At 67.2% G+C, this 25,667-nt stretch carries 25 protein-coding genes and 1 pseudogene; 11 read left to right on the top strand and 15 right to left on the bottom strand.

Features of this window, described 5'->3' with window-relative positions; all coding sequences use genetic code 11:
• Nucleotides 1-96 precede the first annotated feature (96 nt).
• A pseudogene (locus tag AC4ELS_RS24860) lies at nt 97-1,293 on the bottom strand (molybdopterin-dependent oxidoreductase); the annotation flags it as partial.
• 101 nt (nt 1,294-1,394) lie between these two features.
• On the opposite strand from AC4ELS_RS24860, the gene AC4ELS_RS24855 reads away from it, so the two are divergent.
• Both AC4ELS_RS24855 and AC4ELS_RS24850 read left to right on the top strand, forming a co-directional pair.
• Nucleotides 1,395-2,555 carry an acyl-CoA dehydrogenase family protein gene (locus tag AC4ELS_RS24855; protein ID WP_055113240.1) on the top strand — a complete coding sequence of 387 codons (1,161 nt, stop codon included), beginning with the start codon at nt 1,395-1,397 and terminating at the stop codon, nt 2,553-2,555.
• Nucleotides 2,556-2,744: 189 nt separating this feature from the next.
• Complete coding sequence (locus AC4ELS_RS24850; RefSeq protein ID WP_064884420.1) at nt 2,745-5,048, top strand: LGFP repeat-containing protein; 2,304 nt, start codon at nt 2,745-2,747, stop codon at nt 5,046-5,048.
• A 47-nt stretch (nt 5,049-5,095) separates the two neighbouring features.
• Here the strand turns inward: AC4ELS_RS24850 and lexA are convergent, their stop codons facing one another.
• Nucleotides 5,096-5,818 (bottom strand): transcriptional repressor LexA, encoded by a 723-nt coding sequence (gene lexA / locus AC4ELS_RS24845; protein ID WP_064884422.1) that lies wholly within the window; start codon nt 5,816-5,818, stop codon nt 5,096-5,098.
• Nucleotides 5,819-6,059: 241 nt separating this feature from the next.
• Here lexA and AC4ELS_RS24840 point away from each other — a divergent pair, with 241 nt between their 5' ends.
• Nucleotides 6,060-6,605 carry a LysM peptidoglycan-binding domain-containing protein gene (locus AC4ELS_RS24840; protein ID WP_499049667.1) on the top strand — a complete coding sequence of 182 codons (546 nt, stop codon included), beginning with the start codon at nt 6,060-6,062 and terminating at the stop codon, nt 6,603-6,605.
• A gap of 164 nt (nt 6,606-6,769) precedes the next feature.
• Entirely contained in the window at nt 6,770-7,225 is a 456-nt protein-coding gene (gene nrdR / locus AC4ELS_RS24835; RefSeq protein WP_019348288.1) for a transcriptional regulator NrdR, read from the top strand.
• A 1-nt stretch (nt 7,226) separates the two neighbouring features.
• Here nrdR and AC4ELS_RS24830 read toward each other — a convergent pair whose 3' ends face one another.
• From AC4ELS_RS24830 to AC4ELS_RS24820, 3 genes are all read right to left on the bottom strand, one after another.
• A complete protein-coding gene (locus AC4ELS_RS24830; RefSeq protein ID WP_064960211.1) occupies nt 7,227-7,904 on the bottom strand; it encodes a PhzF family protein in 678 nt (225 codons plus the stop codon).
• Between the two features lie 77 nt (nt 7,905-7,981).
• The gene (locus AC4ELS_RS24825) at nt 7,982-9,004 is read right to left on the bottom strand and encodes an alpha/beta fold hydrolase (protein ID WP_064884426.1); all 1,023 of its coding nucleotides are present in this window, start codon (nt 9,002-9,004) and stop codon (nt 7,982-7,984) included.
• A 36-nt stretch (nt 9,005-9,040) separates the two neighbouring features.
• Complete coding sequence (locus AC4ELS_RS24820) at nt 9,041-10,066, bottom strand: proteasome assembly chaperone family protein (protein ID WP_064935798.1); 1,026 nt, start codon at nt 10,064-10,066, stop codon at nt 9,041-9,043.
• 186 nt (nt 10,067-10,252) lie between these two features.
• On the opposite strand from AC4ELS_RS24820, the gene AC4ELS_RS24815 reads away from it, so the two are divergent.
• Nucleotides 10,253-11,062: a trypsin-like serine peptidase gene (locus AC4ELS_RS24815; RefSeq protein WP_499049665.1), complete on the top strand. Its 810-nt coding sequence runs from the start codon at nt 10,253-10,255 to the stop codon at nt 11,060-11,062.
• Here AC4ELS_RS24815 and sthA read toward each other — a convergent pair.
• A complete protein-coding gene (sthA, locus tag AC4ELS_RS24810; RefSeq protein WP_498884467.1) occupies nt 11,056-12,462 on the bottom strand; it encodes a Si-specific NAD(P)(+) transhydrogenase in 1,407 nt (468 codons plus the stop codon). The genes AC4ELS_RS24815 and sthA overlap by 7 nt on opposite strands.
• A 171-nt stretch (nt 12,463-12,633) precedes the next feature.
• On the opposite strand from sthA, the gene AC4ELS_RS24805 reads away from it, so the two are divergent.
• Nucleotides 12,634-13,701: a DUF4192 domain-containing protein gene (locus tag AC4ELS_RS24805; protein ID WP_448448540.1), complete on the top strand. Its 1,068-nt coding sequence runs from the start codon at nt 12,634-12,636 to the stop codon at nt 13,699-13,701.
• 4 nt (nt 13,702-13,705) lie between these two features.
• Here the strand turns inward: AC4ELS_RS24805 and AC4ELS_RS24800 are convergent, their stop codons facing one another.
• The 3 genes from AC4ELS_RS24800 to AC4ELS_RS24790 all read right to left on the bottom strand — a co-directional run bounded on the left by AC4ELS_RS24800 (nt 13,706) and on the right by AC4ELS_RS24790 (nt 16,133).
• Entirely contained in the window at nt 13,706-14,395 is a 690-nt protein-coding gene (locus AC4ELS_RS24800; RefSeq protein WP_019348280.1) for an iron-dependent transcriptional repressor DtxR, read from the bottom strand.
• A 202-nt stretch (nt 14,396-14,597) separates the two neighbouring features.
• Nucleotides 14,598-15,587, bottom strand: coding sequence for a sigma-70 family RNA polymerase sigma factor (locus AC4ELS_RS24795; RefSeq protein WP_264010495.1), 990 nt, complete (start codon nt 15,585-15,587; stop codon nt 14,598-14,600).
• Nucleotides 15,588-15,704: 117 nt separating this feature from the next.
• The gene (locus AC4ELS_RS24790) at nt 15,705-16,133 is read right to left on the bottom strand and encodes a DUF3099 domain-containing protein (RefSeq protein WP_064960214.1); all 429 of its coding nucleotides are present in this window, start codon (nt 16,131-16,133) and stop codon (nt 15,705-15,707) included.
• A 77-nt stretch (nt 16,134-16,210) separates the two neighbouring features.
• Here AC4ELS_RS24790 and AC4ELS_RS24785 point away from each other — a divergent pair, with 77 nt between their 5' ends.
• Nucleotides 16,211-16,447 carry a DUF3039 domain-containing protein gene (locus tag AC4ELS_RS24785; RefSeq protein ID WP_055113262.1) on the top strand — a complete coding sequence of 79 codons (237 nt, stop codon included), beginning with the start codon at nt 16,211-16,213 and terminating at the stop codon, nt 16,445-16,447.
• Here the strand turns inward: AC4ELS_RS24785 and AC4ELS_RS24780 are convergent.
• Nucleotides 16,437-17,435: a YihY/virulence factor BrkB family protein gene (locus tag AC4ELS_RS24780; RefSeq protein WP_064960215.1), complete on the bottom strand. Its 999-nt coding sequence runs from the start codon at nt 17,433-17,435 to the stop codon at nt 16,437-16,439. The genes AC4ELS_RS24785 and AC4ELS_RS24780 overlap by 11 nt on opposite strands.
• Before the next feature lie 64 nt (nt 17,436-17,499).
• Complete coding sequence (locus AC4ELS_RS24775; protein ID WP_055113266.1) at nt 17,500-17,691, bottom strand: DUF7455 domain-containing protein; 192 nt, start codon at nt 17,689-17,691, stop codon at nt 17,500-17,502.
• A 159-nt stretch (nt 17,692-17,850) separates the two neighbouring features.
• Between AC4ELS_RS24775 and AC4ELS_RS24770 the strand changes: the two genes are divergently transcribed.
• From AC4ELS_RS24770 to AC4ELS_RS24755, 4 genes are all read left to right on the top strand, one after another.
• The gene (locus AC4ELS_RS24770) at nt 17,851-18,225 is read left to right on the top strand and encodes a DUF952 domain-containing protein (protein ID WP_448448539.1); all 375 of its coding nucleotides are present in this window, start codon (nt 17,851-17,853) and stop codon (nt 18,223-18,225) included.
• 43 nt (nt 18,226-18,268) lie between these two features.
• Nucleotides 18,269-18,907 carry a TetR/AcrR family transcriptional regulator gene (locus tag AC4ELS_RS24765; protein WP_064884438.1) on the top strand — a complete coding sequence of 213 codons (639 nt, stop codon included), beginning with the start codon at nt 18,269-18,271 and terminating at the stop codon, nt 18,905-18,907.
• Nucleotides 18,908-18,994: 87 nt separating this feature from the next.
• Nucleotides 18,995-20,191 carry an LLM class flavin-dependent oxidoreductase gene (locus AC4ELS_RS24760; RefSeq protein ID WP_448448538.1) on the top strand — a complete coding sequence of 399 codons (1,197 nt, stop codon included), beginning with the start codon at nt 18,995-18,997 and terminating at the stop codon, nt 20,189-20,191.
• Nucleotides 20,191-21,243 carry an alcohol dehydrogenase catalytic domain-containing protein gene (locus tag AC4ELS_RS24755; protein WP_448448537.1) on the top strand — a complete coding sequence of 351 codons (1,053 nt, stop codon included), beginning with the start codon at nt 20,191-20,193 and terminating at the stop codon, nt 21,241-21,243. Before AC4ELS_RS24760 ends, AC4ELS_RS24755 begins: the two co-directional genes overlap by 1 nt.
• Before the next feature lie 78 nt (nt 21,244-21,321).
• On the opposite strand, the gene AC4ELS_RS24750 is transcribed toward AC4ELS_RS24755, so the two are convergent.
• The 4 genes from AC4ELS_RS24750 to AC4ELS_RS24735 are packed head-to-tail and all read right to left on the bottom strand — an operon-like array spanning nt 21,322 to nt 25,541.
• Entirely contained in the window at nt 21,322-22,095 is a 774-nt protein-coding gene (locus tag AC4ELS_RS24750; RefSeq protein WP_064960219.1) for a glucose 1-dehydrogenase, read from the bottom strand.
• Nucleotides 22,095-22,892 carry an SDR family NAD(P)-dependent oxidoreductase gene (locus AC4ELS_RS24745; protein ID WP_498884428.1) on the bottom strand — a complete coding sequence of 266 codons (798 nt, stop codon included), beginning with the start codon at nt 22,890-22,892 and terminating at the stop codon, nt 22,095-22,097. Before AC4ELS_RS24745 ends, AC4ELS_RS24750 begins: the two co-directional genes overlap by 1 nt.
• Before the next feature lie 40 nt (nt 22,893-22,932).
• Nucleotides 22,933-23,898 carry an alpha/beta hydrolase gene (locus AC4ELS_RS24740; protein ID WP_448457111.1) on the bottom strand — a complete coding sequence of 322 codons (966 nt, stop codon included), beginning with the start codon at nt 23,896-23,898 and terminating at the stop codon, nt 22,933-22,935.
• A complete protein-coding gene (locus AC4ELS_RS24735) occupies nt 23,895-25,541 on the bottom strand; it encodes an AMP-binding protein (protein WP_448448533.1) in 1,647 nt (548 codons plus the stop codon). Before AC4ELS_RS24735 ends, AC4ELS_RS24740 begins: the two co-directional genes overlap by 4 nt.
• Nucleotides 25,542-25,667 lie beyond the last annotated feature (126 nt).

Here is a 25,667-nt window from a genome sequence, read left to right as displayed (position 1 = left end):
GTCCTTCATCGCAGCGCGGACACGCCGAGAACGCTTGAGCTTCAATCGAAAACACCGCTGAACAGCAGAAAAGCGCCCACTAGAACACTAGGAGCGCCACGGTTGTCCGGGGTGCAGCAGCATGTCGGTGACGGCCGCGACGGGGATGAAGGTCTGCACCGGGTTGAAGCCCTGTGGCAGCGCGGGCAGGCCGCAGCGCAGCGGCGGCAACCCCGGCTCGTTCATCGACCCGTAGCCGTGCCCGAAACCTCCTCCGGGCACACCGATCTGGCCCAGCATGGCCGCCAGGGTCAAGCCCATCCACGGCGCCTGCTCGCCGTGCCGGATCCGCTGCAGCGACCAGCTGACGGTGACCAGGGTGCGCGAGGCCGCCATCTGCCTGGCGAGGTCCACGAGCTCGCCGGCGGGCAGGCCGCTGAGCCTCGACGCCCATTGCGGGCTCTTGGCGATACCGTCGTCGCGGCCCAGCAGGTAGCGCTCGAACCGCCGGTATCCGCTGCAGTGCGTGTCGAGGAAATCGAGATCGGCCAGGCCCTCGGTGGCCAGCACGTAGGCCAGCGCGAGCATCACCGCCACGTCGGTGCCGGGGACCGGGGCCAGCCATCGGCAGTCGCCATCGACGTCGTCACGAAGCGGGCTCAGCGACACGATCTTCCCGCCGCGCTCACGCATCCGGCGCAGCGCGTCGCGGGCCGGATGTGCCGTGGTGCCACCGTGGTTGATGCCGGTGTTCTTCAGTGCGAGACCGCCGAAGCACACCAGCAGATCGGTGTGCTCGGTGATGACCTCCCAGTCGGTGGAGCGCTTGAACAGGTCGTCATGGGTCCCGACCACCCGGGGCATGATCACCCCGGTGGCGCCCAGGCTGTAGGAATGGCGGGAAGACGTATAGCCGCCGAGCATTTTCAGAAAGCGGTGCACCTGGCTCTGGGCGTGGTGGAAGCGTCCGGCGCTGGCCCAGCCGTAGGAGCCGCCGTAGATCGCCTCGTTGCCGTAGGTGTCGACGACCCGGCGCAGCTCCTCGGCCAGCAAGTCGGAGAGCTCATCCCAGGAGACCGCGACGTAGTCGTCGGCGCCCCGTTCTGTACTGGGGCCGGGGCCGTCGCGCAGCCAGCCGCGTCGCACTGCGGGCCCGGCGATACGGGAGCGGTGCCGGATCGAGCCCGCGAGGTTGCCGAGCAACGGTGAGGGGTCGGTGTCACCGTCCATCGGGGTGACGGCCGCGATGTCGCCGTCCGCGACGTTCGCGGTGAAGGCGCCCCAGTGCGCGAGGCTCATGGGGGACCGGGGCATGAGCAGAGTTTACGGGCGGCACCCACCCTCCCCAGGGCTGACCAACCACCCGGTTGGTATAGGTTGGCCCCAAATCAGTAACCAGTACCGGAGGTCACACCATGGGCAGTGTTGTGAAGTACGACCGCACGTTGTTCGAGCCCGAGCACGACTTGTTCCGCGAGTCGTACCGGGCGTTCCTGGACAAGCACGTCGCGCCGTTCCACGACCAGTGGGAGAAGGACAAGATCGTCGACCGCGGGGTCTGGCTCGAGGCGGGCAAGCAGGGCTTTCTCGGGATGGCGGTGCCCGAGGAGTACGGCGGCGGCGGCAACGACGACTTCCGGTACAACACGATCGTCTGTGAGGAGACCGTCGCCGGTCGCTACAGCGGCATCGGCTTCAGCCTGCACAACGACGTCGTCGCGCCGTACCTGCTCCGGCTGGCCAACGAGGAGCAGAAGCAGCGTTGGCTGCCCAAGTTCTGCACGGGCGAATTGATCACGGCGATCGCAATGACCGAACCGGGCACCGGCAGCGACCTGCAGGGCATCAAGACCCGTGCGGTGCGTGACGGTGACCACTACGTCCTCAACGGGTCCAAGACCTTCATCACCAACGGCATCAACTCCGATCTGGTGATCGTCGTCGCCCAGACCGACCCGGAGAAGGGTGCTCTCGGCTTCTCCCTGCTGGTGGTTGAGCGCGGTATGGAGGGCTTCGAGCGGGGCCGCCACCTGGACAAGATCGGCCTGGATGCCCAGGACACCGCCGAGCTGTCGTTCACCGACGTCAAGGTGCCCGTCGAGAACCTGCTCGGCGAGGAAGGTCAGGGTTTCGTCTACCTGATGCAGAACCTGCCGCAGGAGCGCATCTCGATCGCGATCATGGCCGCCGCGGCGATGGAGGCGGTGCTGGAGCAGACCGTGCAGTACACCAAGGAGCGCAAGGCGTTCGGCAAGCCGATCGGTAGTTTCCAGAACAGCCGGTTCCTGCTGGCCGAACTGGCCACCGAAGCCACCGTGGTCCGGATGATGGTCGACGAGTTCATCCGGTTGCACCTCGACGAGAAGCTCACCGTGGAGCAGGCGGCGATGGCCAAGTGGTACTCGACCGAGAAGCAGGTGGAGCTCATCGACCGCTGCCTGCAGCTGCACGGCGGTTACGGCTACATGCGGGAGTACCCCGTTGCGCGGGCCTACCTGGATGCGCGAGTCCAGACGATTTACGGCGGCACGACCGAGATCATGAAGGAGATCATCGGTCGCGGGCTGGGCGTCTAGCGGGCCGATCGGCCCCCGAATTTATCCGGTACTTGTCCAAAAAAGCCTAAATCTGGGTCTTCGGACCCAGATATTGGGCCTTTTTTGGTCATGATCGGCCACGTTAGTTGGTTATCGTCACGTGCTGACGCAAAGTTGTCCGGGCGGGACTTTTCTAAGGAAACTTTGCCGAACGAGCGGGGAGGGCGCATGACTAGGCCGGGAGCGAGGCTGAACGCGGCCGTGTGGCGGTTGGCGGTCGGCCTGCTCGCACTCGTAGTCGCTGCTTTGGTGGTGCCGGCGGTGGCTTCGGCCACCCCGGAGTCGGATGCCGACGCCGCGGTCACCGCCGCTTGGGAGGCCAACGGTGGAGACGGCGGCCCGCTCGGGCCGCGGCAGGGCGGCGTGTACGCGGTGGGTTCTGGCTTCGCGCAGAACTTCTCCGGCGGTAAGATGTTCTTCACCCCGGCAACCGGCGCACACTTCATGCAGGGCGCAATCCTGGACAAGTACGAGTCGCTGGGTGGTCCGGCCGACGGTGACATGGGATTCCCCACCATCGACGAGGGCGCTGGACGTGCCGCGGACAGCCGTAACTCGACGTTGAGTGCGCCTGACAACCCGGTCATCTTCTGGACTCCGTCCACCGGTGCCCGGGTGGTGCGGGGCGCCATCAACGCCGCATGGGACAAGCTCGGCGGCTCCGCGGGAGTGCTCGGCGTCCCCGCGGACGACGAGACGTTCGACGGCGACGTGATCTCCCAGAAGTTCACCGGCGGCGAGATCTCCTGGAACCGCAAGACCAAGGCGTTCACCACGGTGCCGCCCGAACTGGCCGATCAGCTCGCCGGTCTGGACGTACCGTCGGATCCCGCCTCGGCGATCGCCGCCGCGCGCCGCGAGGCAGGCGGGGTGATGGGACCGCTGGGAGCCAAGGACGGCGACCAGTATCCGATCGGCGACGGTGGATTCGGCCAGAAGTACGCCGGCGGCAAGATCTTCTACAGCCCGGCCACCGGCGCCAACGCCATCACCGGCCAGCTGCTCGAAAAGTACGAAAGCGTCGGTGGCCCGGAAGGCGATCTGGGGTTCCCGACCGCCGGCGAGTCCGAGGGCGGATTGGGACCCAACAGCCGGATCAGCACCTTCGCCGCGGCCGACAACCCCGTCATCTTCTGGACTCCCGACTACGGCGCGGTGATCGTGCGGGGCGCGATGAACGCGGCCTGGGAGAAGCTCGGCGGGGCGAAGGGAGCGCTGGGCGCCCCGATGGCCGACCAGACCGAAGACGGCGGTGTCATCAGTCAGCGGTTCAGCGGGGGAGCGATCTCGTGGGACCGCGACGCCAACAAGTTCACCACCGAGCCGTCGAAACTCGCCTCCGAATTGAGCGGGCTGCAGGTTCCTGGACTCGACCAGACCCCGGCGGCCGGTCCGCAGCCCTCCGACGCGGACAGCAAGAAGCCGTTCTCCTGGCATTGGAGCTGGTGGTGGCTGATCGCGGTGATCCCGGTCGTGCTGCTCGCCGGGTTGATCGTGGGGGCCGCGCTGTGGCACCGTCGGCGCGCCGGTGGCGATGACGACTTCGACCACGATCCGTTCGACGACGACTACGACGGCGGACCGGGCGATTCGTCCTACGACGAGGGTCGATATGACGACGCGCGCTACGGTTCGCGTGGGTACGACCACGATGAGTACCGCGACGGCGGTGACTCCGACGCGGCCAACGGCTACGGGCCGAGCGCCGCGTACGGCGACGCCGCGACGGCACGGTTTGCCGGGCCCGGCGAGGAATCATCAGGCGCGGCATCTCCGTACGACGGCCCCACCGATATCGCCATTCCGGTCAGTCAATGGGCCGCTCCGCACGGATCGGCCAGTGGGTACGGGGCGCCGGGCGAGGAGGAGGAACCGCCGGAGGATTCCTCGCGGTTGGTCGGGGAGCAGGGTTTCGACGACTTCGGCGACGATGACGACTTCGAAGACGACTATGAAGATGACGACTTCGAGGACGACGACTTCGACGACGAGGATCTCGATACGCCCATTGATGCCGACTTCGAAGAGGTCGCCGAGGGCGACGATGTCGACGACATCGAGGCGGAACTCGTGGACGAGGACCTGGCGGATACCGGGTCTATGCCCGGTCCGGTAGGCGGAGTGCGTGAGGCGCAGGGTTTCGCGGGCCTGGGTGGCCTGACAGTGCCGAGCGATCAGGACAACGTCGACACCGCGCCGACCCGCGTCATCACCGAGGCCGAGGCCTACAGCAGCGAGGCGCACAGCGGGCGCCACGCCGCCATCGAGCTCGACGAGATACCCAGTGCCACCGCCATCCATCTGCCGTTGGAGGACCCTTACCGCGCGCCGGAGGGTTATCCGATCAAGGCGGACACGAAGTCCGGACGGTACTGGGCACCCGACAGCGCCGAGTACGACGACGCAGTAGCCGAAATCTGGTTCGCCAGTGAGGAATTCGCCCGCACGAACGGGTTCGTGCGGACGGACTGAGGAAGCGGGCCCGGCAGCCGTCAGGTGCGGCCGGGCCCCTCACCCGGTCAGATCTTGCGAATTACGGTGACGACCTTGCCGAGCACCGCTGCGTCGTTGCCCGGGATCGGGTCGTATGCCGGGTTGTGCGGCATCAACCACACCTGACCGCGGGTGCGCTTGAACGTCTTGACGGTGGCTTCGCCGTCGATCATGGCTGCCACGATGTCGCCGTTGTCGGCCACGCTCTGCTGGCGTACCACCACCCAGTCGCCGTCACAGATGGCGGCATCGACCATCGAGTCGCCGACGACCTTGAGCAGGAACAGTGAGCCCTCGCCGACCAATTCGCGGGGCAGCGGGAAGACGTCCTCGACGGCCTGCTCGGCCAGGATGGGGCCGCCTGCGGCGATACGCCCGAGCACCGGCACGAACGTCGGCTCGGGTAGTGCGTCGGAGCCGGCCACGTCGGTGGACACCAGTGCTGCGGCCGTCGGATCGTCGGCGGCGCGCACATCGACGGCGCGCGGGCGGTTGGGATCGCGGCGCAGGTAGCCCTTGCGTTCCAGGGTGCGCAACTGGTGGGCGACCGACGAGGTCGAGGTCAGTCCGACCGCATCGCCGATCTCGCGGATGCTGGGCGGGTAACCGCGAGTGGTCACCGACGCGCGGATCACGTCGAGAATGGTGCGTTGCCGGTCGGTGAGGCCGCCCTCGGCCCGGCGTGGGCCCGCGCCGTCCGATCCGGCCGGGCTTTCCGTGTTGCCGTCCCTGCTGCGGTCGTCGCTCATGGGCCGAATGTAGTCCCTGATCGAACATTAATCAAACATGTGTTCGAGGCGTGTTGTGGGCGTGTCTGCTGGTGGAGCGCACGGGGTGGCAGTTCGGGGCCGTCCCCGCGGTCGGTGGCCGGAACTTGTCGGTGCCCTGTTCTATCGTTTGGCAACAGTTCGATCACATGTTCTATCAATCGAACACCTGAGCGAGTATGTTCGAACACAAGAGCGAAAGAGTCCACCGAAAGGCAGTCAGATGGCGATCATCGATATCCCCGCCGATAGCCGCTCCCGTGCTGTTCGGGCCGTGCCGCAGTCCTCACCGCAGCGGGCCCGTGCCAGGGGTGCCGCAGGTGCTGCGGGTACCAGGGGCAGCGCCACCTTCGGTACCGGTGTGGCCCGGCCGGTGCGCCGGGTGCAGCGGGTGCAGCGCCCGCGCCACGCCCGACCCGCCGCCGGCACGGTCCACTACCGCGGAACCGGTGTGCTGATGTCGCGGGCGTCGCACCGCAGTCGGCCCATCACTCCGCTGACCACGGTGTTACTGGCCCTGGTCGCCGCCGGTATCACGGTGTGGCTGGGCCTGGTGGCGCAACTCGGCGGGGTGATGGGGGCGGAGAACCCGCAGCCGGCCGAACTCGCGGTGGTCCAGGTGAAGTCGGGGGAGTCGCTGCAGCAGGTGGCACGCCGGGTCGCCCCGGATGCTCCGGTGGCCCGGGTCGTCGAGCAGATTCGTGACCTCAACCAACTCGACTCCGCCGCGGTCGACGCCGGGCAGACACTGCTCGCGCCGGTTGGCTGAGCAGCGCAATGTCCGCTGAATCGTCCTGGCAGGCAGCATCACTGGCCGGTGTCGGCGTGAGCACCTACATGCCACTGGACCCGGCGGTGAGTCTGCCTAGGGCATCGCGGGTACGCTCAAGGGCGCTCGAACTACTTGTCCGGCGGCATGACGAAGGAGCGGTAATGCATTGTCCGTTCTGTCGTCATCCTGATTCGCGTGTGGTCGATTCCCGCGAGACCGACGAGGGACAGGCCATCCGACGCCGGCGGTCGTGCCCGGAGTGTGGACGTCGGTTCACCACTGTGGAGACCGCGGTGCTGGCTGTGGTGAAGCGCAGCGGGGTGACCGAACCGTTCAGCCGGGAGAAGGTCATCCGCGGAGTGCGCCGGTCCTGTCAGGGCAGGCAGGTCGACGACGACGCGCTCAATGTCTTGGCGCAGAAGGTCGAGGACGCGGTCCGCGGCCTCGGCACGCCGGAGATCCCCAGCCATGAGGTCGGCCTGGCGATCCTCGGACCGCTCCGCGAACTGGACGAGGTCGCCTATCTGAGGTTCGCCTCGGTGTACCGGTCATTCTCCTCAGCCGAGGACTTCGAGCGCGAAATCGAGGCCCTGCGGGCGCATCGCGCCGAGGCGTAATTCAGTCCAGTTGGGTTGTGCCGTCGTTGACGACGCGGCCGGCCAAACGGACCCAGCCTTCCGGACTCCAGCGGGTCTCGATCACCGAACCTTTCCCCTGGATGATCGTGAGGTCCCGGCTGAGATAGTCGGTCATCCGCACCGCCGCCGACCCTGTGGCCTCGTCTTCGGGAATCCCCAGGTGTGAGGCGAACGACCGGGATCGCAACGTGCCGCGCGCTTCGTCGCTCCAGGCCCACAGGTAGGCATCATCGAAATCGTCGGGGTCTGCGGCGAGCACCTCGTCGACCGTGGCCAGGTCGTAGATGGCGAATTCCGGGGCCCATTCCGAGCGGGCATTGACAATGGCGCGATCATCCTCGTACTCGACCGGAAGAATCCCGGCGGGCACCCGCAATGTGTTGACCGGCAGGCCTTTTTCGCGCAGCCACCACGATGCGCCGACCGTTGGGTGTCCTGCGAACGGCAGCTCGGCGACCGGGGTGAAGATGTGGGCACCGGCGGAGTTGGCGCCCGGCTGGGGAAGGTCGATGAATACCGTTTCGCTGTAACCCAATTCGGTGGCGATCCGCTGACGGTCGGCGGGGGCGACGGTGCTGTTGTCGACCACGCCGAGCGGATTGCCGTACTTGCCGTCCGGATCGGTGAATACGCGTAACACGGTGACGTCGATGGCCATGCCCCGATGCTACGTCGCATCTCAGGGCCGCATCTCGGGCTCTTCGCGGGACTGTCCGACCCGGCTGGGGGAGCGGGTCAGGTGGCGCTGCGCTCGTCGGCGTCCATTGCGTCGAGCACCGCGATCTGAGTGTCGAAGGGCCCGCTCATCGTCGCTTCTGTCCGCCCGCTGCGCAGCAGGCTGCGGAGCCGGTCCTGGTCGTACACCGACGGTTCGGTCGTGTCGATGAAGCGTTCGACCACCTCGACGAAGCGGTCGGGATCGTCGTGGAACGGAAAATGCCCGGATCCAGAGAAAATCTCCAACTGGGAACCGGGCATTGCGGCGTGTGCCATGTGGGCGTGGCTGACGGGGATGACCGAATCGCTTTGACCCCAGATCAACTGGACCGGAACCGATTCGGTCAGGTAACAGCGGTCCAGCATCGTCACCACCTGGCCGCGCCAGTCCACGACGGCGCGCAGGGTCCGGGCGAACGCCGACGATGCCGTCGGTTCCGGCAGATCCGCCAGGATGCGCAGCATGTCCGGGATGTCGTGGCCGAGACCGGTTGAGCCCAGTACCGTGCCCGCGGCCCGACCGGCCAGTTGTAGGGCCGGCAGCACCAGGGGCAATCGCAGGAGGGCCAGCGCCTCACTGCCCATCGGGAGGGAGGCCACCCGCAGCGCCACGTTGACATCCTTCGTGACGCCGCCGGAGCCCACGAGGATGAGCCGGTCCACCAACTGCGGGAACTGGTAGGCGAACTGCATCGCCACGCCACCGCCCAGTGAATGACCGACCACGGTCACCCGGTCGATGTCGAGCACGCTGAGTAGGTCGCGCATGCCGTTGGCGTACGCCGCGACCGAGTAGTCCGCACGCGGCTTGTCGGAGCTACCGTGGCCGAGCAGATCGGGGGCGATCACGGTGAACCGCTGGGCCAGCGCCGATTGCACGGTGTGCCAGGTGGTGGAGTTGTCGCCGATGCCGTGGATCAGCAGGATCGCCGGCCCGGATCCGGCCACGCGGAAGGCCCGTCGGTATCCGTGGATCGTGCGGTACTCGAGCGTCGGTGTGAGCTCGCGAACGGTCCGCAGATGGGGTTTGCGTTCGGTCATGCTGGTCAACCTCGCCCTCGGCCCGGCGTCGGGCTGTTATGAGTGGTTGTCGCCGTTCGGGAAGCCGTCGCCGAAGCCGTCCCGTCCGTCTTTGTACCTGTCGTCTTTGTGCTTGTCACCGGTCTGCTGGGCGAGGAACCGTTCGAACTCGGCTCCCAGCTCGTCACCGCTGGGCAGTTCCTCGTCACGCGCCAGCAGAGACCGATTCTCCTGTGCGGCAACGAACGCATCGTACTGGCGCTCCAACCCGGTCACCACCTGAGCCACCTCTTCGCTGGCCTCTACCTGCTCGTTGATCTTGCTGTATACCTCGGCTCCGGCCTCGGAAAGTTTCTCCAACGGCAGTTGTAGCGAACCGGTCCGGGCCACCTCGGCCAGCAGCGCCTCGGCAGCCGGTGGGTAGGCCGTCTGGGCCAGGTAGTGCGGGACGTGCACGGTGTACCCCACCACCTCGTGCCCATGCTGGGCCATGCGGAACTCCAACAGGTTGGAAACGCTGGCCGGGACCTGGACTTCGCCGACCCACGGGGTGTGGTCGGCGATCAGCTCCTTGTCGTTCGCGTGCGCGGTGAGCATGACGGGGCGCGTGTGGGGCACCGCCATCGGGATGGTGCCGAGGCCGATCACCCGGCGGACCCCGAGCTGTTCGGCGAGCAGCCGCACCGCGGTGATGAACCGCTCCCACCGCAGGTCCGGCTCCAGGCCGGCCAGCAGCAGGAACGGCGTGCCCACGCCGTCGTGCAGCGCGTACAGGTTCAGCTCGGGTTCCTCGTAGCTGGTGAAGTGGTCGGTCTTGAATGTCATCAGCGGCCGGCGCGACCGGTAGTCGAGCAGCTCGTCGATGGCGAAGGAGGCCACCAGCTCGGTGTCGAGCGTGTCCTTGAGATGCTCGGCGGCCAGGCGGATCGCGTGGCCGGCATCGGAGAACCCCTCCAGCGCATGGATCAGCACCGGGCCGCGTCCATCCGAAGACGACAACTGCGGGGCCGGGAACTCAAGCTCGTACATGCCGCTCTGGTCGGGCTGGTAGTGCTGATCGGGGGTGTCGCTGGTGTCGGTCATCTCGCTTCGTCTCCTCGCTGCGGTAGGACGCTGTGACGGCCCACCGCCGTATCTTCCAGTGTCCCGCATACCCGTACTGCGGGTTCGTTCCGCCCCGCATGTGCGTTCGAACGCGCCCGGCTGGTGGTCGCATTCCGGCAGTTCTCCGCGCGATCAGGCAAAATCGTGATGATGCGCGTGACCCGGATGGCGAAGTTCACAGTCGCGGCTGCCCTGACGGCGGCCGGGGCGGCGGCGTGCACCGTTCCGGGCCCCACCGCCGGTGGCGCGGCAGCCAACCTCACGACCGTCCCCCCGAGCAGCACGCCGGCTGCGGCCAGCGCGTTGTCGCAGGCCGGGGTCGAGTCGGTGACGCCGGATCGTCGGGTGGGGGCGCTTTTCCTGGGCGATACCACGACGCACACCTGTAGCGGGTCGGTGCTGGCCACCCCGACGGCGGACCTCATACTGACGGCCGCGCATTGCCTACTCGACGGTGTCGACACCACGTTCGTCCCAGGTTTCGGCGCGGGCGCCGGTGACGCCTGGCACGTGAGCAGCGTGTATCTGGACTCGCGCTGGCTCGCCAACCAGGATCCTCAGGCCGACTATGCGATCGTGCGGGTGACCGGGGATTCCACCGCCAGGCTGCTGGCCGAGTCCGGCGGCGGGCTGACCCTGGGGTCGGCGCCGGCGGCGGGAAGCCCGGTGACGGTGACCGGTTACCCGATGGGTGAGGGCGGCAGTCCGATGGCGTGCCGAGGCGCGACCGAGTCGTCACTGCAGGGATTCCCGGCCCTGGCCTGTGCGGGCGTGACCGATGGTTTCAGCGGTGCCCCGTGGGTTTCGGGATCGACGGTGACCGGGTTGGTCGGCGGACTCGACGGCGGCGGCTGCGACGACGACGTGTCCTACTCACCGCGCTTCGATGACCGGATCGCGCGTCTGCTCGTCCGCGCTGAGGCCGACGGCCCCGGCGACGCCGCGCCCGCGGCACTCGAATCGGACTGTCAGTAGCGGAACTGGTTGAGCGCGCGCAGTTTGTTCATCACGTCGAGCGCCGCGACCTTGTAGGCCTCCGAGAACGTCGGATAGTTGAACACCGCGTCGACGAGGTAATCGACGGTGCCGCCGCAACCCATCACGGCCTGTCCGATGTGGACCATCTCGGTGGCGTTGGTACCGAAGATGTGCACCCCCAGTAGCCGCAGATCCTCGGTGGACACGAGCAGTTTCAGCATCCCGTAGGAATCACCGGCGATCTGCCCGCGCGCCAGTTCGCGATACCGGGATACGCCGACCTCATACGGAATCGAATCCTTGGTCAGATCGACCTCGGTGGCCCCGACGAACGACACCTCAGGAATCGAGTAGATGCCGATCGGCTGCAGGCTCATCATGGCCTTGGTGGGTTCGCCGAAGGCGTGGTAGGCGGCCAACCGTCCCTGCTCCATGGACGTCGCGGCCAGCGCCGGGAATCCGATGACGTCGCCGACCGCGTAGATGTGGTCCACCTTGGTGGTGAAGTTGTCGTCGACGTAGATGCGGCCGCGGGAGTCTGCCTCCAGGCCGGCGTTCGCCAGATCGAGGTGATCGGTCTGGCCCTGGCGTCCGGCCGAGTACATCACGGTCTCGGCGGGGATCTGCTTGCCACTGGCCAGGGTGGTCACCGTGCCCGAAGTGCCGATGTCGACGGCGGTCACCTCTTCGCCGAACCGGAACGTCACCGCGAGGTCGCGGAGGTGGAAGCGCAGCGACTCGATGATCTCGGGATCGCAGAACTCCAGCATGTCGGCGCGTTTCTCCACCACGGTGACCTTGGTGCCCAGCGCGGCGAACATCGAGGCGTACTCGATGCCGATGACCCCGGCGCCGACCACCACCATCGAGGTGGGCAGGGTCGCGAGATTGAGGATGCCGTCGGAATCGAGCACGCGTGCCTCGTCGAACGTGACCCCGGCCGGCCTGGCCGGTTTGGTCCCGGTGGCGATCACGATGAAACGGCCACGGACAGTGACCAATTCAGCGCGGGTGGGATCCTCGACGAGGATCGTGTGCTCGTCGGAGAATCGGCCGTGCCCGGTGTACAGCTCGATGCGGTTGCGCATCAGCTGGGACCGTACGACGTCGATCTCCTTGCCGATGACGTGCTGGGTGCGTGACAGCAGATCGGCGGGGGTGATCTTCTCCTTGACGCGGTAGCTCGCGCCGTAGAGTTCGCGCTGACTCATGCCGGTCAGGTAGACGACGGCCTCACGCAACGTCTTGGACGGAATGGTGCCGGTGTTGACGCAGACTCCGCCGAGCATCATGCCCCGCTCGATCACCGCAACGGTCTTGCCGAGTTTCGCTGCGGCGATTGCGGCGCGTTGGCCCCCGGGACCCGAACCGATGACGACGAGGTCATACTCCTGCATCGAACCCATGGGTCAACTGTCTACGCGGGGTGGCCGAACCGGCGCATGTGGCTGCCGCCGAATACCGAGTGAACAAACGGGTTATCCACAGCGCAGCGTCCATCCCCAACCGGGCGTGGGCGCCCGGTTCGTGCGGCGGCCCGTGACGGCGCTGGTTGGCACGGTCGGGCCATGACTACACCATCGTCTTCTTCGCCCGGGTTCGACTTCCACCTCAACCGCCCCGGTGCGCTGATCGCCGCGCTGCCCGCGGTGCTCGGCTTCGTCCCGCACCGCAGCCTCGTGCTCGTCACCATCGACCGGGGCGAGTTGGGCTGCGTCATGCGCGCCGATCTGGCCGACGACATGTCCGGCCGCGTGGCACACCTGGTCGACCTCGCGGCGAACGCCGGCGCGGACGCCGTGATCGCTGTGGTCGTGGACGACCACAGCCGGGACTGCCTGGCGTGCGATGACCGCTACCGCGACCTCGCGGCGGAGCTGGACGAGGCGCTGGGTGCGGACGGCATCGAGCTCTACGCCGCGCATGTGGTGGACAAGGTGGCTGCCGGGGGGTTCTGGCACTGCGCCGACGGTTGTGGCGCAGAGGGATACGTGGACGACCCGGGCGCGTCACCACTGGCGGCAGCCGCGGTGCTCGACGGTCGGCGTCTCTACGGCAGCCGTGACGAGCTACTTCGGGTGATCCGGCCGGACCCCGTGGCCGCCGCGTCGATGAAACGGCCATTGGAGCTCGCGGCGCAGCGGCCGGGACGCCCGGACGCCCGGCCCGACGACGAGGTGCGTGGGGACGTCGAGGCCGCGATGCGGGCAGCGGTGCAGTTGGCCGAGGGCGACGCGCCCGGCAGCACCGAGTTGGCGCGGTTGGCCGTCGGGTTGGCCGATCCGAGGGTCCGCGACACGCTCTATGCGCTGGCGGTCGGGGAGTGCGCGGAGCAGGCCGAAGCGTTGTGGGCGCTGTTGGCCCGCAATCTGCCCGATCCCTGGCGCGCCGAAGCGCTTGTTCTGCTGGCCTTCTCGGCGTATGCGCGGGGGGACGGGCCGCTGGCCGGGGCATCGCTCGATGCCGCGCTGGACGCACGGCCGACGCACCGGATGGCGGGCATGCTCGATACCGCGCTACAAGCGGGCATGCGGCCGGAGCGCATCCGGGAGCTGGCGGTCACCGGTTATCGGCTGGCCGAACAGCTCGGCGTGCAACTGCCGCGGCGGCGGACGTGGCGCCGCAGGGCCGGTTGAGTGGCTAGACCTTCTCCACGCGGACCGCGTGGGCCATGTGATGGGGCAACTCGACCTGCTCGTGCCCCGGGATCACGATCATCACGCCGCCGTGATCGTTGGCCTCGACGGTGACCCTCGCATTCGGCACCACGCCGGCATCCTTGAGTCGACCGATGAGTTCGGTGTCGCCCTGAACATGTTCGGTGAGTTGGCGGACCACCACGGCAACCGGCAACCCGACCGGAAGTTCGGTGAGCCGGACCAGGCTGACATCGTCGTAGCCCGTCGCGCCGACACCGAGGTCGGACAGCCCCGGGATGGGGTTGCCGAACGGCGAGGTCGTGGGGTTGTCGAGCACCTGCACCAGGCGCCGCTCCACGTCTTCGCTCATCACGTGCTCCCAGCGGCAGGCTTCGGCGTGGACGTCCTCCCACGGCAGCCCGATCACGTCGACGAGCAGCCTTTCGGCCAAACGGTGCTTGCGCATCACGGCAACCGCCAGAGCGCGGCCCTTGTCGGTCAGCTCCAGGTGGCGGTCGCCGGCGACGTGCAGCAAACCGTCGCGTTCCATGCGTGACACCGTCTGGCTTACCGTCGGTCCGCTTTGGTCGAGCCGTTCGGCGATGCGGGCGCGCAACGGCACCACGCCCTCTTCCTCGAGGTCGTAGATCGTCCGCAGGTACATCTCGGTGGTGTCGACCAGATCGTTCATGCGCGCCTTCCCAGCCCAAACGTCACGGCTCAGTCTACCGTTTCCGGCTCTTGAACTGCGGCGCAACATCGGGGCGTCGGGCACCTCACAGCGTGGGGCAAAACCCCAGGACATGGGCCCGGAACCGCCCGGCGAGGCCCGAAACAGCCCAGATGTGCGACGTGCCCCGCCGGAAACCGACGGGGCACATCTGGCGGAGGGACTAGCTGGCGTAGGAGCGGAGTCGGTCCGCACGCTCGCCGTTGCGGAGCTTGGCCATGACCTCACGCTCGATCTGGCGGACCCGCTCGCGGGAGAGACCGAACAGCTTGCCGATCTGATCCAGGGTGCGGGGCTGGCCGTCGTCGAGGCCGAACCGCAGCCGGATCACCTGCTGCTCACGCTCGTCGAGCGTGGCCAGCACGTGGCGGATATCGGTGTGCAGCAGTTCGGAGATGACCGCGTTCTCGGCCGACATCGCCTCGGAGTCCTCGATGAAGTCGCCCAGCGGGGCTTCCTCGTCGGTGCCGACGGGCATGTCCAGGCTCACCGGGTCGCGGCTGTGCTCCAGCAGGTCGTTGATCTTCTCGACGGGGATACCGGACTCTTCGGCCAGTTCCTCGTCGGTGGCCTCGCGGCCCAGGTTCTGGTGCATCTCGCGCTTGATCCGGGCCAGTTTGTTGACCTGCTCGACCAGGTGGACCGGGAGCCGGATGGTGCGGCTCTGGTCCGCCATCCCGCGGGTGATGGCCTGCCGGATCCACCAGGTGGCATACGTGGAGAACTTGAAGCCCTTGGTGTAGTCGAACTTCTCCATCGCGCGGATCAGGCCCAGGTTCCCTTCCTGGATCAGATCCAGCAGCGGCATGCCGCGACCGGTGTAGCGCTTGGCCAGCGACACCACCAGGCGGAGGTTGGCCTCCAGCAGGTGCCGCCGTGCTGCCTCACCGTCACGGACGACGGTGGCCAGATCACGCTTCCGGTTCTCGCCCAGGCGCTTCTTGGTGTTCAGCACGTGCTGGGCGTACAAGCCCGCCTCGATGCGCTTTGCGAGTTCTACCTCATCGGCGGCGTTGAGCAACGCCGTTTTGCCAATGCCGTTCAGATACACGCGCACGAGGTCGGCGGCAGGGCTCTGGGCATCCAGATCACTGTCGACGCGGCTTGTGGTGGCATTTGCCATGACGGCCTCCTGATCAGCTCGAACTGTCATGATCTACAACGTCGTAGACCCCATGAGAGTTCCCGCCGACCGTCGGATTCATGCCCGTTGAGCTGCGGTTTTTCCGAACCGACCTGAGAATGTCCTGAGAATGGCTAAAGAAGCCGCTCAGCTGGGCTCATCGCCGTCGGTCCGCGCTGCGTCCGGTTGCGGTGGCGTAAACGGGTCCTTCTGTAACGCCGGCCGCTCTGCGGTGGGGAACAGTGGGATCCGCTCGCCGCGCCCGGCATACCGCCGCGGCTCCTCGGCGCTACGCGGGGGTCGGTCGTTGGCGATCAGCACGGCCATCCAGGGCAGCGGTATCGACGCCACGATGATCGCGAGCGAGATGAGCCCGTTCTGCCAGATGTTGTAGGCGACCGCGGCGAGGATGAGCGCCGGGATGCGGAAGGCCATCAGCGTCAGATACTTGCGGACGCGTTGGCGGTGCTGCACTTCGTAGGCAGGTGCGGCTTTGGTGATGAGAACCGGGCGGGCTTCCTTGCCGAAATCGTCGCCGAAATCGTCGTCGAAACTCAGCTCGTGGCTTTGTTTCATACCTCTACTGTTCCACACCCGGACCGGGTCGTGGCATGCGGATTTCCCAATGCCCCGCAGCCAGGCACAATAAAACTATGCAGACCCAGACCATCGAGCGCCCGGACACCGACGAACGCGTCGACGACGGGACCGACGACGACAGCCCCAAGTTCTTCCATTACGTCAAGAAAAACAAGATCGCCGAAAGTGCGGTCATGGGCACGCATGTGGTCGCGCTGTGCGGCGAGGTGTTCCCGGTGACCAAGTCGGCCAAGCCGGGCTCTCCGGTGTGCCCGGATTGCAAGAAGATCTACGAATCGCTCAAGAAGTAGGCGGCGGCGGTTCAGCCGGCTCGGGCGCGGGCGTTCCTGCCGGCGCCTGGGTCTCGCCATTGTTGGAGCCGTTGAGGGCTTTTTCCTCCAGCCATTCCCGCAGCCTCCTGGCGTGCGTGTCCGACGCCGGCCACTCCTCTTGGATCGCCGCATTCAGTTCGGCGCCGAGCATGATGGCGAAACCCAGGAAGAATGCGAACAGCAGGAACGCGATCGGCGTGGCCAGTGCGCCGTAGGTGTAGCCGGTGCTCGTGATCCAGGTCAGGTAGATCCGCAGCCCGAACGTGGCGACCAGGAACACCACCGTGGCCAGTACCGCGCCCAGCACCAGGCGGTGCGTCGGGATCGGAGCGGGCAACGAGACCCGGTACAGCACAGTCACCCCCACGAACACCGCGAGGAACAGCGCCGGGTAGTAGCCGTAGCGCAGCGCGTTGTCCAGACTGTCCGGAATGTGCTCGGAGACCGCCCGCGGCCCGAGCGCCAGCAGCGGCGCTATCCCGATGGCAGAGACGAGCATGACTACGTACAGGCCCAACGCGTAGAAGCGTTGCCGCACCGGATGCCGCAGCGGTGTCTGATCGTGGGCCTCCACGATGGAGTCCACGAACGCAGACACCGCCGACGACCCGGCCCACAGCGAGATCACGAAACCCACCGACACCACCTCGCCGCGGGCGCCCCGGACGATGTCGCGGATCGTCGGTTCGATGATCTCGTTGACGACGTTGGGGGAGAAGAAGCTGTTCGCCGCGTTGATCAGCTGATCCTGAATTGTCGGCAGGGTGTCCGGCCCGAACAATGGTGCGATATAGGCCAGGCTGCCGAGCATCCCCAGTAGCAGGGGAGGCAGTGACAACGCGCACCAGAACGCCGCCTGTGCCGATTCCGAGAAGATGGAATCGTCCCAGCTCTTCGACAACGTGCGTCGAGTGAGGTGCCAGATGTGGTGGCGTGATGGTGGTACTGGAAGCGGCTGGCCAGTCATGACCAGTCAAGCATTACTGACGAAACGTGCTCCTGCCCAGGCGGGTGGTGCCGGCTGTTGGCGGTCAGGCGTCTGCCGCGCTGGTCTCCAGCACTGCGGCCAGCTCAACCAGCTTTGCTTCGTGTTCGTTCGCGTGGTGCTGGCAGAAGAGCAACTCGGCCCCCGAGGGCAGCTTCGCGCGCACGCGTGCGGCCGCACCGCAACGATCGCAGCGATCGGCTCTGGTTAGCTCCGGGCTTGTCAGAGTTGCGTTCATGGCTCCTCCGTCTTCTGCTCTGCGCATCTCGGCAAAGGCGCCTCGATTGCGTATGTCTACTCTGTCAGACGTTTTGGATTCCGGCCTTGTTCCCCAAGGGTTCACCGGTGTGTCGTGTCTCACTTGGCCCCCGTGTTGCTGGCCCGGCAAGCTGACGATATGCATCCATCCCCGCGTGTCCTGGTTCACTTGTGCAGTGTCGAGGATTGGCTGACGGCCCAGCGTAGCGGTGAGCACCGTCCGGACTCGCTGGGCCTGCAGGGCTTCGTTCACCTGTCGGCGCCTGAGCAGGTGCATCTGCCGGCCAACCGGCTCTACTCCGGACGGCGCGACCTGGTGCTGCTGCACATCGATCCGGCGAAGTTGACCGACCCGGTGCGCTGGGAACCCGGAGTTTCGACGGACCCCGACGCGATGTTGTTCCCGCATCTGTACGGTCCGCTGCCCGTGGACGCTGTGATGACCACCACGACCTATGCGCCCGACGGCGACGGGCGGTTCGCGCCGCTGACCGACGACACGCCGTCGGCGTAGAGCGCAGCTCAGCACCTCATACGCCACGTGACATGCTCGTCGGGTGTCTGTCGCCGCCCAGAACCGGCAGGGCGCGGCCACCCGGCTGCGCCTGGTGAAGGCTGCCGAACGGCTGTTCGCCGCCCAGGGGGTGGACGCCGTGTCGGTGCGGGCGGTCAACGCGGCCGCGGGACTCGGCGCGGCCTCGGTGCACTATCACTTCGGCTCCAAGGACGACCTGCTGCGCGCGGTGCTCACCGACATCGGCGCGCCGGTACGCGACGAGATCGCGGCCAACGTGGCGGCACTGGCGGCCGAGCCGAGCGCGCCGGCTACTGACGCCCTTGTCCGCGCGGTCACCGAGCCGTATCTGAAACTGTTGCTCCGCCACCGGGTCCGGGGGATGCGGTGGATCAAGATCATCGCTCAGATCTCACAGGAGAACCATCCGGTGATGCTCGAAACCGAGCAGCACCTGCCCGACGAACTCTTCGCTCAGGTTCAGCGGGCGTTCCCCGATTCGGACCCGTCGCGCCTGGAGTTGCGCTGGGCCATCTCGATCATGAACTTCATCCAGGCGCTGAGTCGGGCCGACGGATGGCGCCGTAACGGGAACCGTCTGGACGAGACCGAACTGCGGGACTTCTACGAAGACCTGGTGCGGTTCGTCGTCGGCGGGGTCGATCGGCTGCTCGGAACCTGACCCATCAGTGCGGTACCGGCGGGCCTTCGCGGGCCCAAATTTCTGGATCATTTGATCCAATCAGTCGATCCAGATAACGTGCCCGGCATGTGGAATTCGAGTTCGATCAAGTTCGGGGCATTCCTTGCGCCCTATCACCCACTCAACGCCGACCCGGCCCTGCAGCTGCGCCGCGACATCGACCTGATGGAGCATCTCGACCACCTCGGTTTCGACGAGGCCTGGATGGGTGAGCATCACTCGACCGGATCTGAAATCGTCCCTGCACCAGATGTTTTCATCGCGGCAGCCGCCGAGCGCACCGAGCGCCTCCGGTTCGGGACGGGCGTGATGTCGCTGCCGTACCACCACCCGCTGGTCACCGCGGACCGCATCACCCAGCTCGATCTGCAGACCCGTGGCCGGCTGATCGTCGGCACCGGGCCGGGCAAGATCCCGCTGGACGCACACATGATGGGGATCAACCCGATCGACCAGCGCCGCATGCAGGGCGAGGCACTGGAGGCGGTGCTGCGACTGCTGCGCGGTGAGGTCGTCAACATGGAGACCGACTGGTTCACCCTGCGCGACGCGCGAGCCCAGCTGCCGACCTACGATCCGGCCGGCATCGAGGTGGCGACCGCCTCGACCATCTCGCCGAACGGATCGGTGCTCGCCGGCACGCACGGATTGTCCCTGCTGTCACTGGCCGCCAGCTCACCCAGCGGGTTCGACGTACTCGACCGCAACTGGGGTGTATACGAGAAGGTTTCGGCCGAGAACGGGTATCAGGCAGACCGCTCCACCTGGCGCCTGGTCAATCCGATGTTCATCGCCGAGACCCGGGCCGAAGCCGAGCGGGCCGTCAGCCGCCGGATCCATGCCATCGCCGAGTACGTCAACCGGCAACAGGGCATCAATCCCGATTGGGCGCAGACGCCCGAGGGCATCATCAACCAGTGGCGCGCCGACAATCTGGGCGAGTTCGGTCAGGTCATCATCGGTACCCCGGAGGATGCGATCGCTCAGATCGAGCGCCTCATCGACAAGACCGGCGGGTTCGGCACCCTTCTGATCATGCATGTGGACATGGCGAGTTGGGAGGACACCAAGCGCAGTTACGAGCTGTTCGCGTCAGAGGTCGTGCCGCACTTCAAGAACCGCAACGCCGGCAGACAGGCCAGCATGCAGTTCGCCGAGGACAACAGCGAATACCTGCTGGGCGGCCTGATCGGCGCAATCACCAAGGCGCACACCGACTATTACGGCCAGCCTGCCGAGCAGCTCGCCGGGCAGGGGGCGTAATGCGCGCCGCGGAGTACTTCGACGGTCAGTTCACCGTCACCGATGTCACCGAACCGCCCGCCACCGGGTCCGGGCAACTGCGCATCAAGGTGGCCGCGTGCGGCATCTGCGGCAGTGACCTGAGCATGTCCAAGGATCCGTGCCGGTTTGTCGAGGTGGCCGCCGGTGCGGGCTATCCGTTCGCGGTGTTCGACGCCACCCGTCCGGTGGTTCTCGGTCACGAGTGGTCCGGCACCGTCGTCGAAACCGGCCCGGGCGTCGAGGATTTCACCGAGGGGGACCGGGTGACCGGGCTCGGCATCACCACCGAGCAGGGCAGCGGGATGCCGACGATCATCGGCTACTCGAACCGATACCACGGGGCCTTCGGCGAATTCATCGTCGTCGACGCCTTCTGGGTCCGGCACGTGCCCGACGGCCTGTCGCTGGAGCACGCCGCTCTGGCCGAGCCGCTGCATGTCGGCGAGATGCACATGCAGCAGTCGGGTCTGACGCCCGCGGACACCGCTCTGGTGATCGGATGCGGATCGATCGGTCTGGGCACGATCCTGGCCGCCAAGGCGGCCGGCGCGCACACCGTCATCGCGTCGGAGCCGTCACCCAAGCGCCGCGAGCTCGCCGCGAAGATGGGTGCCGACATCGTCGTCGACCCCGGCGAGCGGGATCCGATCGCGCTGTACAACGAGCTGCTGGGCAGCGGCAAGACCGGTGGCGGTCTCCTGATCGCGTACGAGTGCAGCGGGCGCGTCGGCACCCTGAACACGCTGACCCACACGCTGCCGTGGGGTTCGCGCATCCAGGTGGTGGCCTCGCCGTTCGCCGAGGAGACCATCATCCCGGTGGTCGCGCAGATGCGGCAGATCGCCATCAATTTCGGTCACGGCCCCTACGACCAGGCCTACGAGAAGGTGCTGGCACGGCTGGCCGCAGGTGAGATCGATGCCGAGGCGATCATCACGGGGCGGGTCGGCCTCGACGGACTGGGCGGCGCGTTCGAGTCGCTGCGTGACCCCGAGGCGCACGTCAAGATCCTGGTGCTGCCGGGGAAGTGAGATGCGGCGACCCGGTCAGCCGCGGTGTCCGGGGGACACTTTCGGCTGCCGGGTATGCCGGTCGGCGAGGGGCGACTCTCAGTTGGTGTGGACCGGGGTGACGGGGATCCGGCCCGCGCTGGCGCCACCGTCGACGGTCAGATCCGCGCCGGTGATGTACGACGACGCATCCGAGGCCAGGAAGGCGACGACCTCGGCGACCTCCTCGGGCGTGCCCACGCGGGTCAGCGGCGCACCGGGATGGCCGCCCGGCCCGCGTTCCACCTCGAGATGAGCGATCATCGGGGTGTCGATCATGCCGGGATAGACGGTGTTGACCCGAATACCCAACGGGCCCAGCTCGATTGCCGCGACCTTCGACATCCCGCGCAGGCCCCACTTGGAGGCACCGTAGGCGGTGTAGCCGGCCAGCCCCTGCACACCCGCCTGCGACGAGATGTTCACGATCGAACCGCCGCCCGCGGCCTGCATCGGCTCGGTGACGGCCTGCATGCCGAGGAAGGCGCCGATGAGATTGACCCGCAGCATCTGCTCGAACCCGGCGGTGTCCTGCTCGGCCAGCGGCACCACTTTGCAGATGGCGGCGTTGTTGACCAGAACGTCGACGCGGCCGAATTCGCGCACAGCGGTGTCGACCGCTGTGCGCCAGTCAGTTTCGTTGCCGACATCGTGGCGGACGAAGCGGGCGGCGGCGCCGATGGACTCGGCGACCTGCTGACCGTCGGCGACGAGGAGATCGGTCAGCACCACCTTGGCGCCCAGCGCGGCGAACAGCCGCGCCTCGGCCTCGCCCTGCCCGCGGGCGGCGCCGGTGACGATCGCGACCTTGCCGGTCAGGTCCACGCCGGGCATCAGTCGTTGTCCTGGTCGATGCCGGTCAGCATGAGTTCGGAGACGCGGCGGGGGAATTCGGTGAACTTTGCCATCGGGACGATATTGCGCGGCAGGACGACGTGGCGACGGTTGTTCTCGATGGCATCGGCGATCGCCGCGGAAACCACCTCCGGGTCCAACTGGTCGCGCGGAATCATCCGCCACCGGATCGACCGCTCGATGGTGCGCCGCGCCGGACCGAATGCGCGGATGTGGTCGATCATGTCGGTCTTGACCTCGCCGACCTGGACCAGCGTGGTGCCGACCGGTTTGCCCCGCAGCTCGCCGCGGATGCCCGCGGTGAAGTGGCTCAGCCCGGCCTTCGACGTGCCGTACAGGGTCAGTCCCGGCCCCTGCGAAATCGCACCCATCGACGAGACGTTGACGATGTGGCCCCGCCCGCGCTGGACCATGCGGGGTATCGCCTGGCGGCAGATGTCCATCGGCGCAGCCAGATTGACCTGAAGCAGGTTACGGATCTGCTCGGGACTGACCTGATGGAACCGGCCGACGTGGTCGATACCGGCGTTGTTGATCACGATGTCCACCGGCCCGTCGGCCTCGACCCGGTCCAGCAGTCCCTCCACGGCCGCCGGGTCACCCAGGTCGGTGGGGTAGGCCTTGCCGCCGATCTCCTTGACGAGCAGGTTGAGCGCTTCGGCGTCACGGGCCACCACGGCGACGTCGACACCGCGCGCGGCCAGCACCTCGGCGATGCTCTTGCCCAGGCCGCGGCTCGCGCCGGTGACCAGAGCGCGGGAGTTCCTCAGCTTCATGGGTTGCCTTTCAGTGGTTTTCAGGTGTGGTCTTGGTTGTTCAGGACTTCAGGGCGTCGCGGACGACGGCGCACACGTCTTCGGTGGCTTCGGCCGCGGCGGGCAGGTGGTCGGCGAGGTTGAAGAAGCCGTGGAAGCCACGCTCGTAACGCCGGACGCTCACTTTCGCGCCGCCGGCCGCGAGCATGCGGCCGTACTCCTCGCCTTCCTCACACAGCGGATCCAGGGCACCGGTCAACACGTGCGCATCCGGAAGTCCGGTCAGGTCACCGAGAATCGGCGACGCCGACACCTCGGCCTGCGCGCCGCTCGCCCCGAGGTATTGGGCGGTGAACCACTGCATGTGTTCGGCGGTCAGCACCCCGCTCTTGGTGTGCGGGCTGGACAGCGACGACTTGCGACGCTGATCCACCACCGGGTAGATCAGCAGCTGGAACGCGATCGCCGGTCCGCCCCGGTCGCGGGCTGTCATGGCGATCACGGCAGCCAGGTTGCCGCCCGCGCTGTCGCCTGCGATCACGAGCCGGGCCGGATCGCCGCCGATCTCGACGGCGTGGGCTGCTGCCCATTCCGTTGCCGCCCAGGCATCTTCGATCGCGGCGGGGTAGGGGTGCTCGGGTGCCAGCCGGTAGTCGACCGAGACCACGATCGCGCCGATGCCGTTGGCGAGTCTGCGGCAGCACGAGTCGTGTGAGTCGAGATCACACAGCACGAATCCGCCGCCGTGGAAATAGACCAGTACGGGCAAGGCCACGCCGGGCTCGGGGTCCAGCGGGTGATAGATCCGCACCGGAATGTCACCGGCGGGTCCCGGGATCGCACGGTTCTCGACATGGCCCACCTGCACGGGTTTGGCCGGCCGGCGACTGGCCTTGAGCCGGGCCCGCACCTCGCCCGCCGCGGCGACCGGATCCATGCCGCCTTCGAGGATCGGGGCGAACGCGTCGCCCATCCGACCGGCGACCTCGCGCTTCATGGTGTCGTCCTGAGTGTTCACGTCGCTCACCGGGTACCTCCGGTCAGCTCGCCCCGCAGCACCTTGCCGGTGGCATTGCGGGGCAGCTTGCCGAGGAACTCGACGTCGCGCGGAATCTTGTACCGGGCCAGGTTCGCCCGCACATAGTCCTTGATCTCATCGGCGCCCAGCGTCGCCCCGTCGACCAGCACCACATAGGCGTTGAGCCGCTGACCGAAATCGTCGTCGCTGACCCCGATCACCGCCACTTCGTCGACCTCGGGATGGCTGGTGATCAGGTTCTCGACCTCCAGTGGATAGACGTTCTCACCACCGCAGATCACCATGTCGTCGTCACGGCCGTCGATGTAGAGGCGGCCGGTGTCGTCGAAGTGGCCGACGTCCCCGCTGCTCTGCAATCCGTCGATCGATTCCTTGGTGCGGCCGTCGGTGTAACCGGCGAAGCTCACGTCGCTGCCGGCGAATACCCGTCCGATCACGCCGGGTTCGGTGATCTCGTTGCCCGCCGAGTCGTACAGGCGAACGGCACATCCGACCGGGGCCCGGCCGGCCGTGCGTGGATCGTGCTCGAGATCCTCCGGCATCGCCACGGTCATGACCGCGAGTTCGGTTGAGCCGTAGAGGTTGTAGAGCACCGGGCCGAACTCGGCCAGGGTGCGCGTGACCAGGTCGGGCGGCATGGCCGAGCCCGAGACGAAGATGATCTTCAGCGACGACGTGTCGTAGCCGTCGCGGACATCCTTCGGCAGAGCCAGGATCCGCTGCAGCATCGTGGGCACGACGACCAGTACGTCACAGTGGTGGTTCTGGACCGCGCGCAGCGTCTCCTCCGGGTTGAACTTGCGTCGTAGCACCAGGCGGTTGCCAAGGGCCAGCGACAGCACGGCCTGCCCGAGCCCGGTGCCGTGGAACATCGGCGCGGCCAACATGCAGGTCTGACCTCGCCGGCGTGGCACGCGGTCCAGCAGCTGAGCCGAGAACAGGGGAGAGGTCTTGCCTCGCGGGGCGCCCTTGGGGGTGCCGGTGGTGCCGCTGGTGAGCAGCGTCATGCCGCCGGGCTTGGCCGGCGCGGCGACCGGCGCCGGCGAGGTGGCGGCGATCAGACCTTCCAATGAACCCTCGACGTCGGCTGTCGAGCGTTCGTCGGTCCAGGCCAGGAATCGGCGAACGGCGGAATCGACGGCGCTGACGAGGTCGGTGAACTCCTCGTCATAGATCAGTACGGTGACCTTTTCGCGGGCCGCCACATCGGCGAGCTGCGGCTTGGCGAACCCGGTGTTCATCAGCAAGAGCTGCGCCCCGACCTTGCCGGCCGAGGCCAGGACGGTGACCAGGCCGCGGTGGTCCCGGCACAGCGCTGCGATCACCGAGCCCGCACCGATGCCGCGTGAGTTCCAGGCCCGGGCAAGGGCATTGACCCGGTCGTTGAGTTGAGCGAACGTCACGTCACCCCATTCGTCGGTGATCGCGATGGCATTGGGATCGCGGGTCGCGGCACTTTCGATGACGGCGGCGAAGCCGCCGAACTGGCGGACCAACTTTGCCTGCCGGATCCCGTCGGCCGCTCCACCGGACAGGCCGGACTCACGCAGCACGGCGAGGCTACGGGCGATCACCCGGAGCCGGTTGATCCTGGCGGCGAGGCTGGATGGGCGCGGAGTAGCTCGCTTCATGGCGCAAACCGTAGGTCGCATCGGGCCCGGTGCGGGCCCTGAAGTCTCGCTGGGCGAGACAGCTTGTCTCCTGGGACACACGATTGGTCCAGAGTGATGGCAGCCACAGGAGAGCCGTATCGGCGG

This window comes from Mycobacterium shunyiense (genome assembly GCF_058270035.1).
Note: the sequence above shows the minus strand (reverse complement) of the source record. Positions and strands in the feature narration are given on the sequence as shown.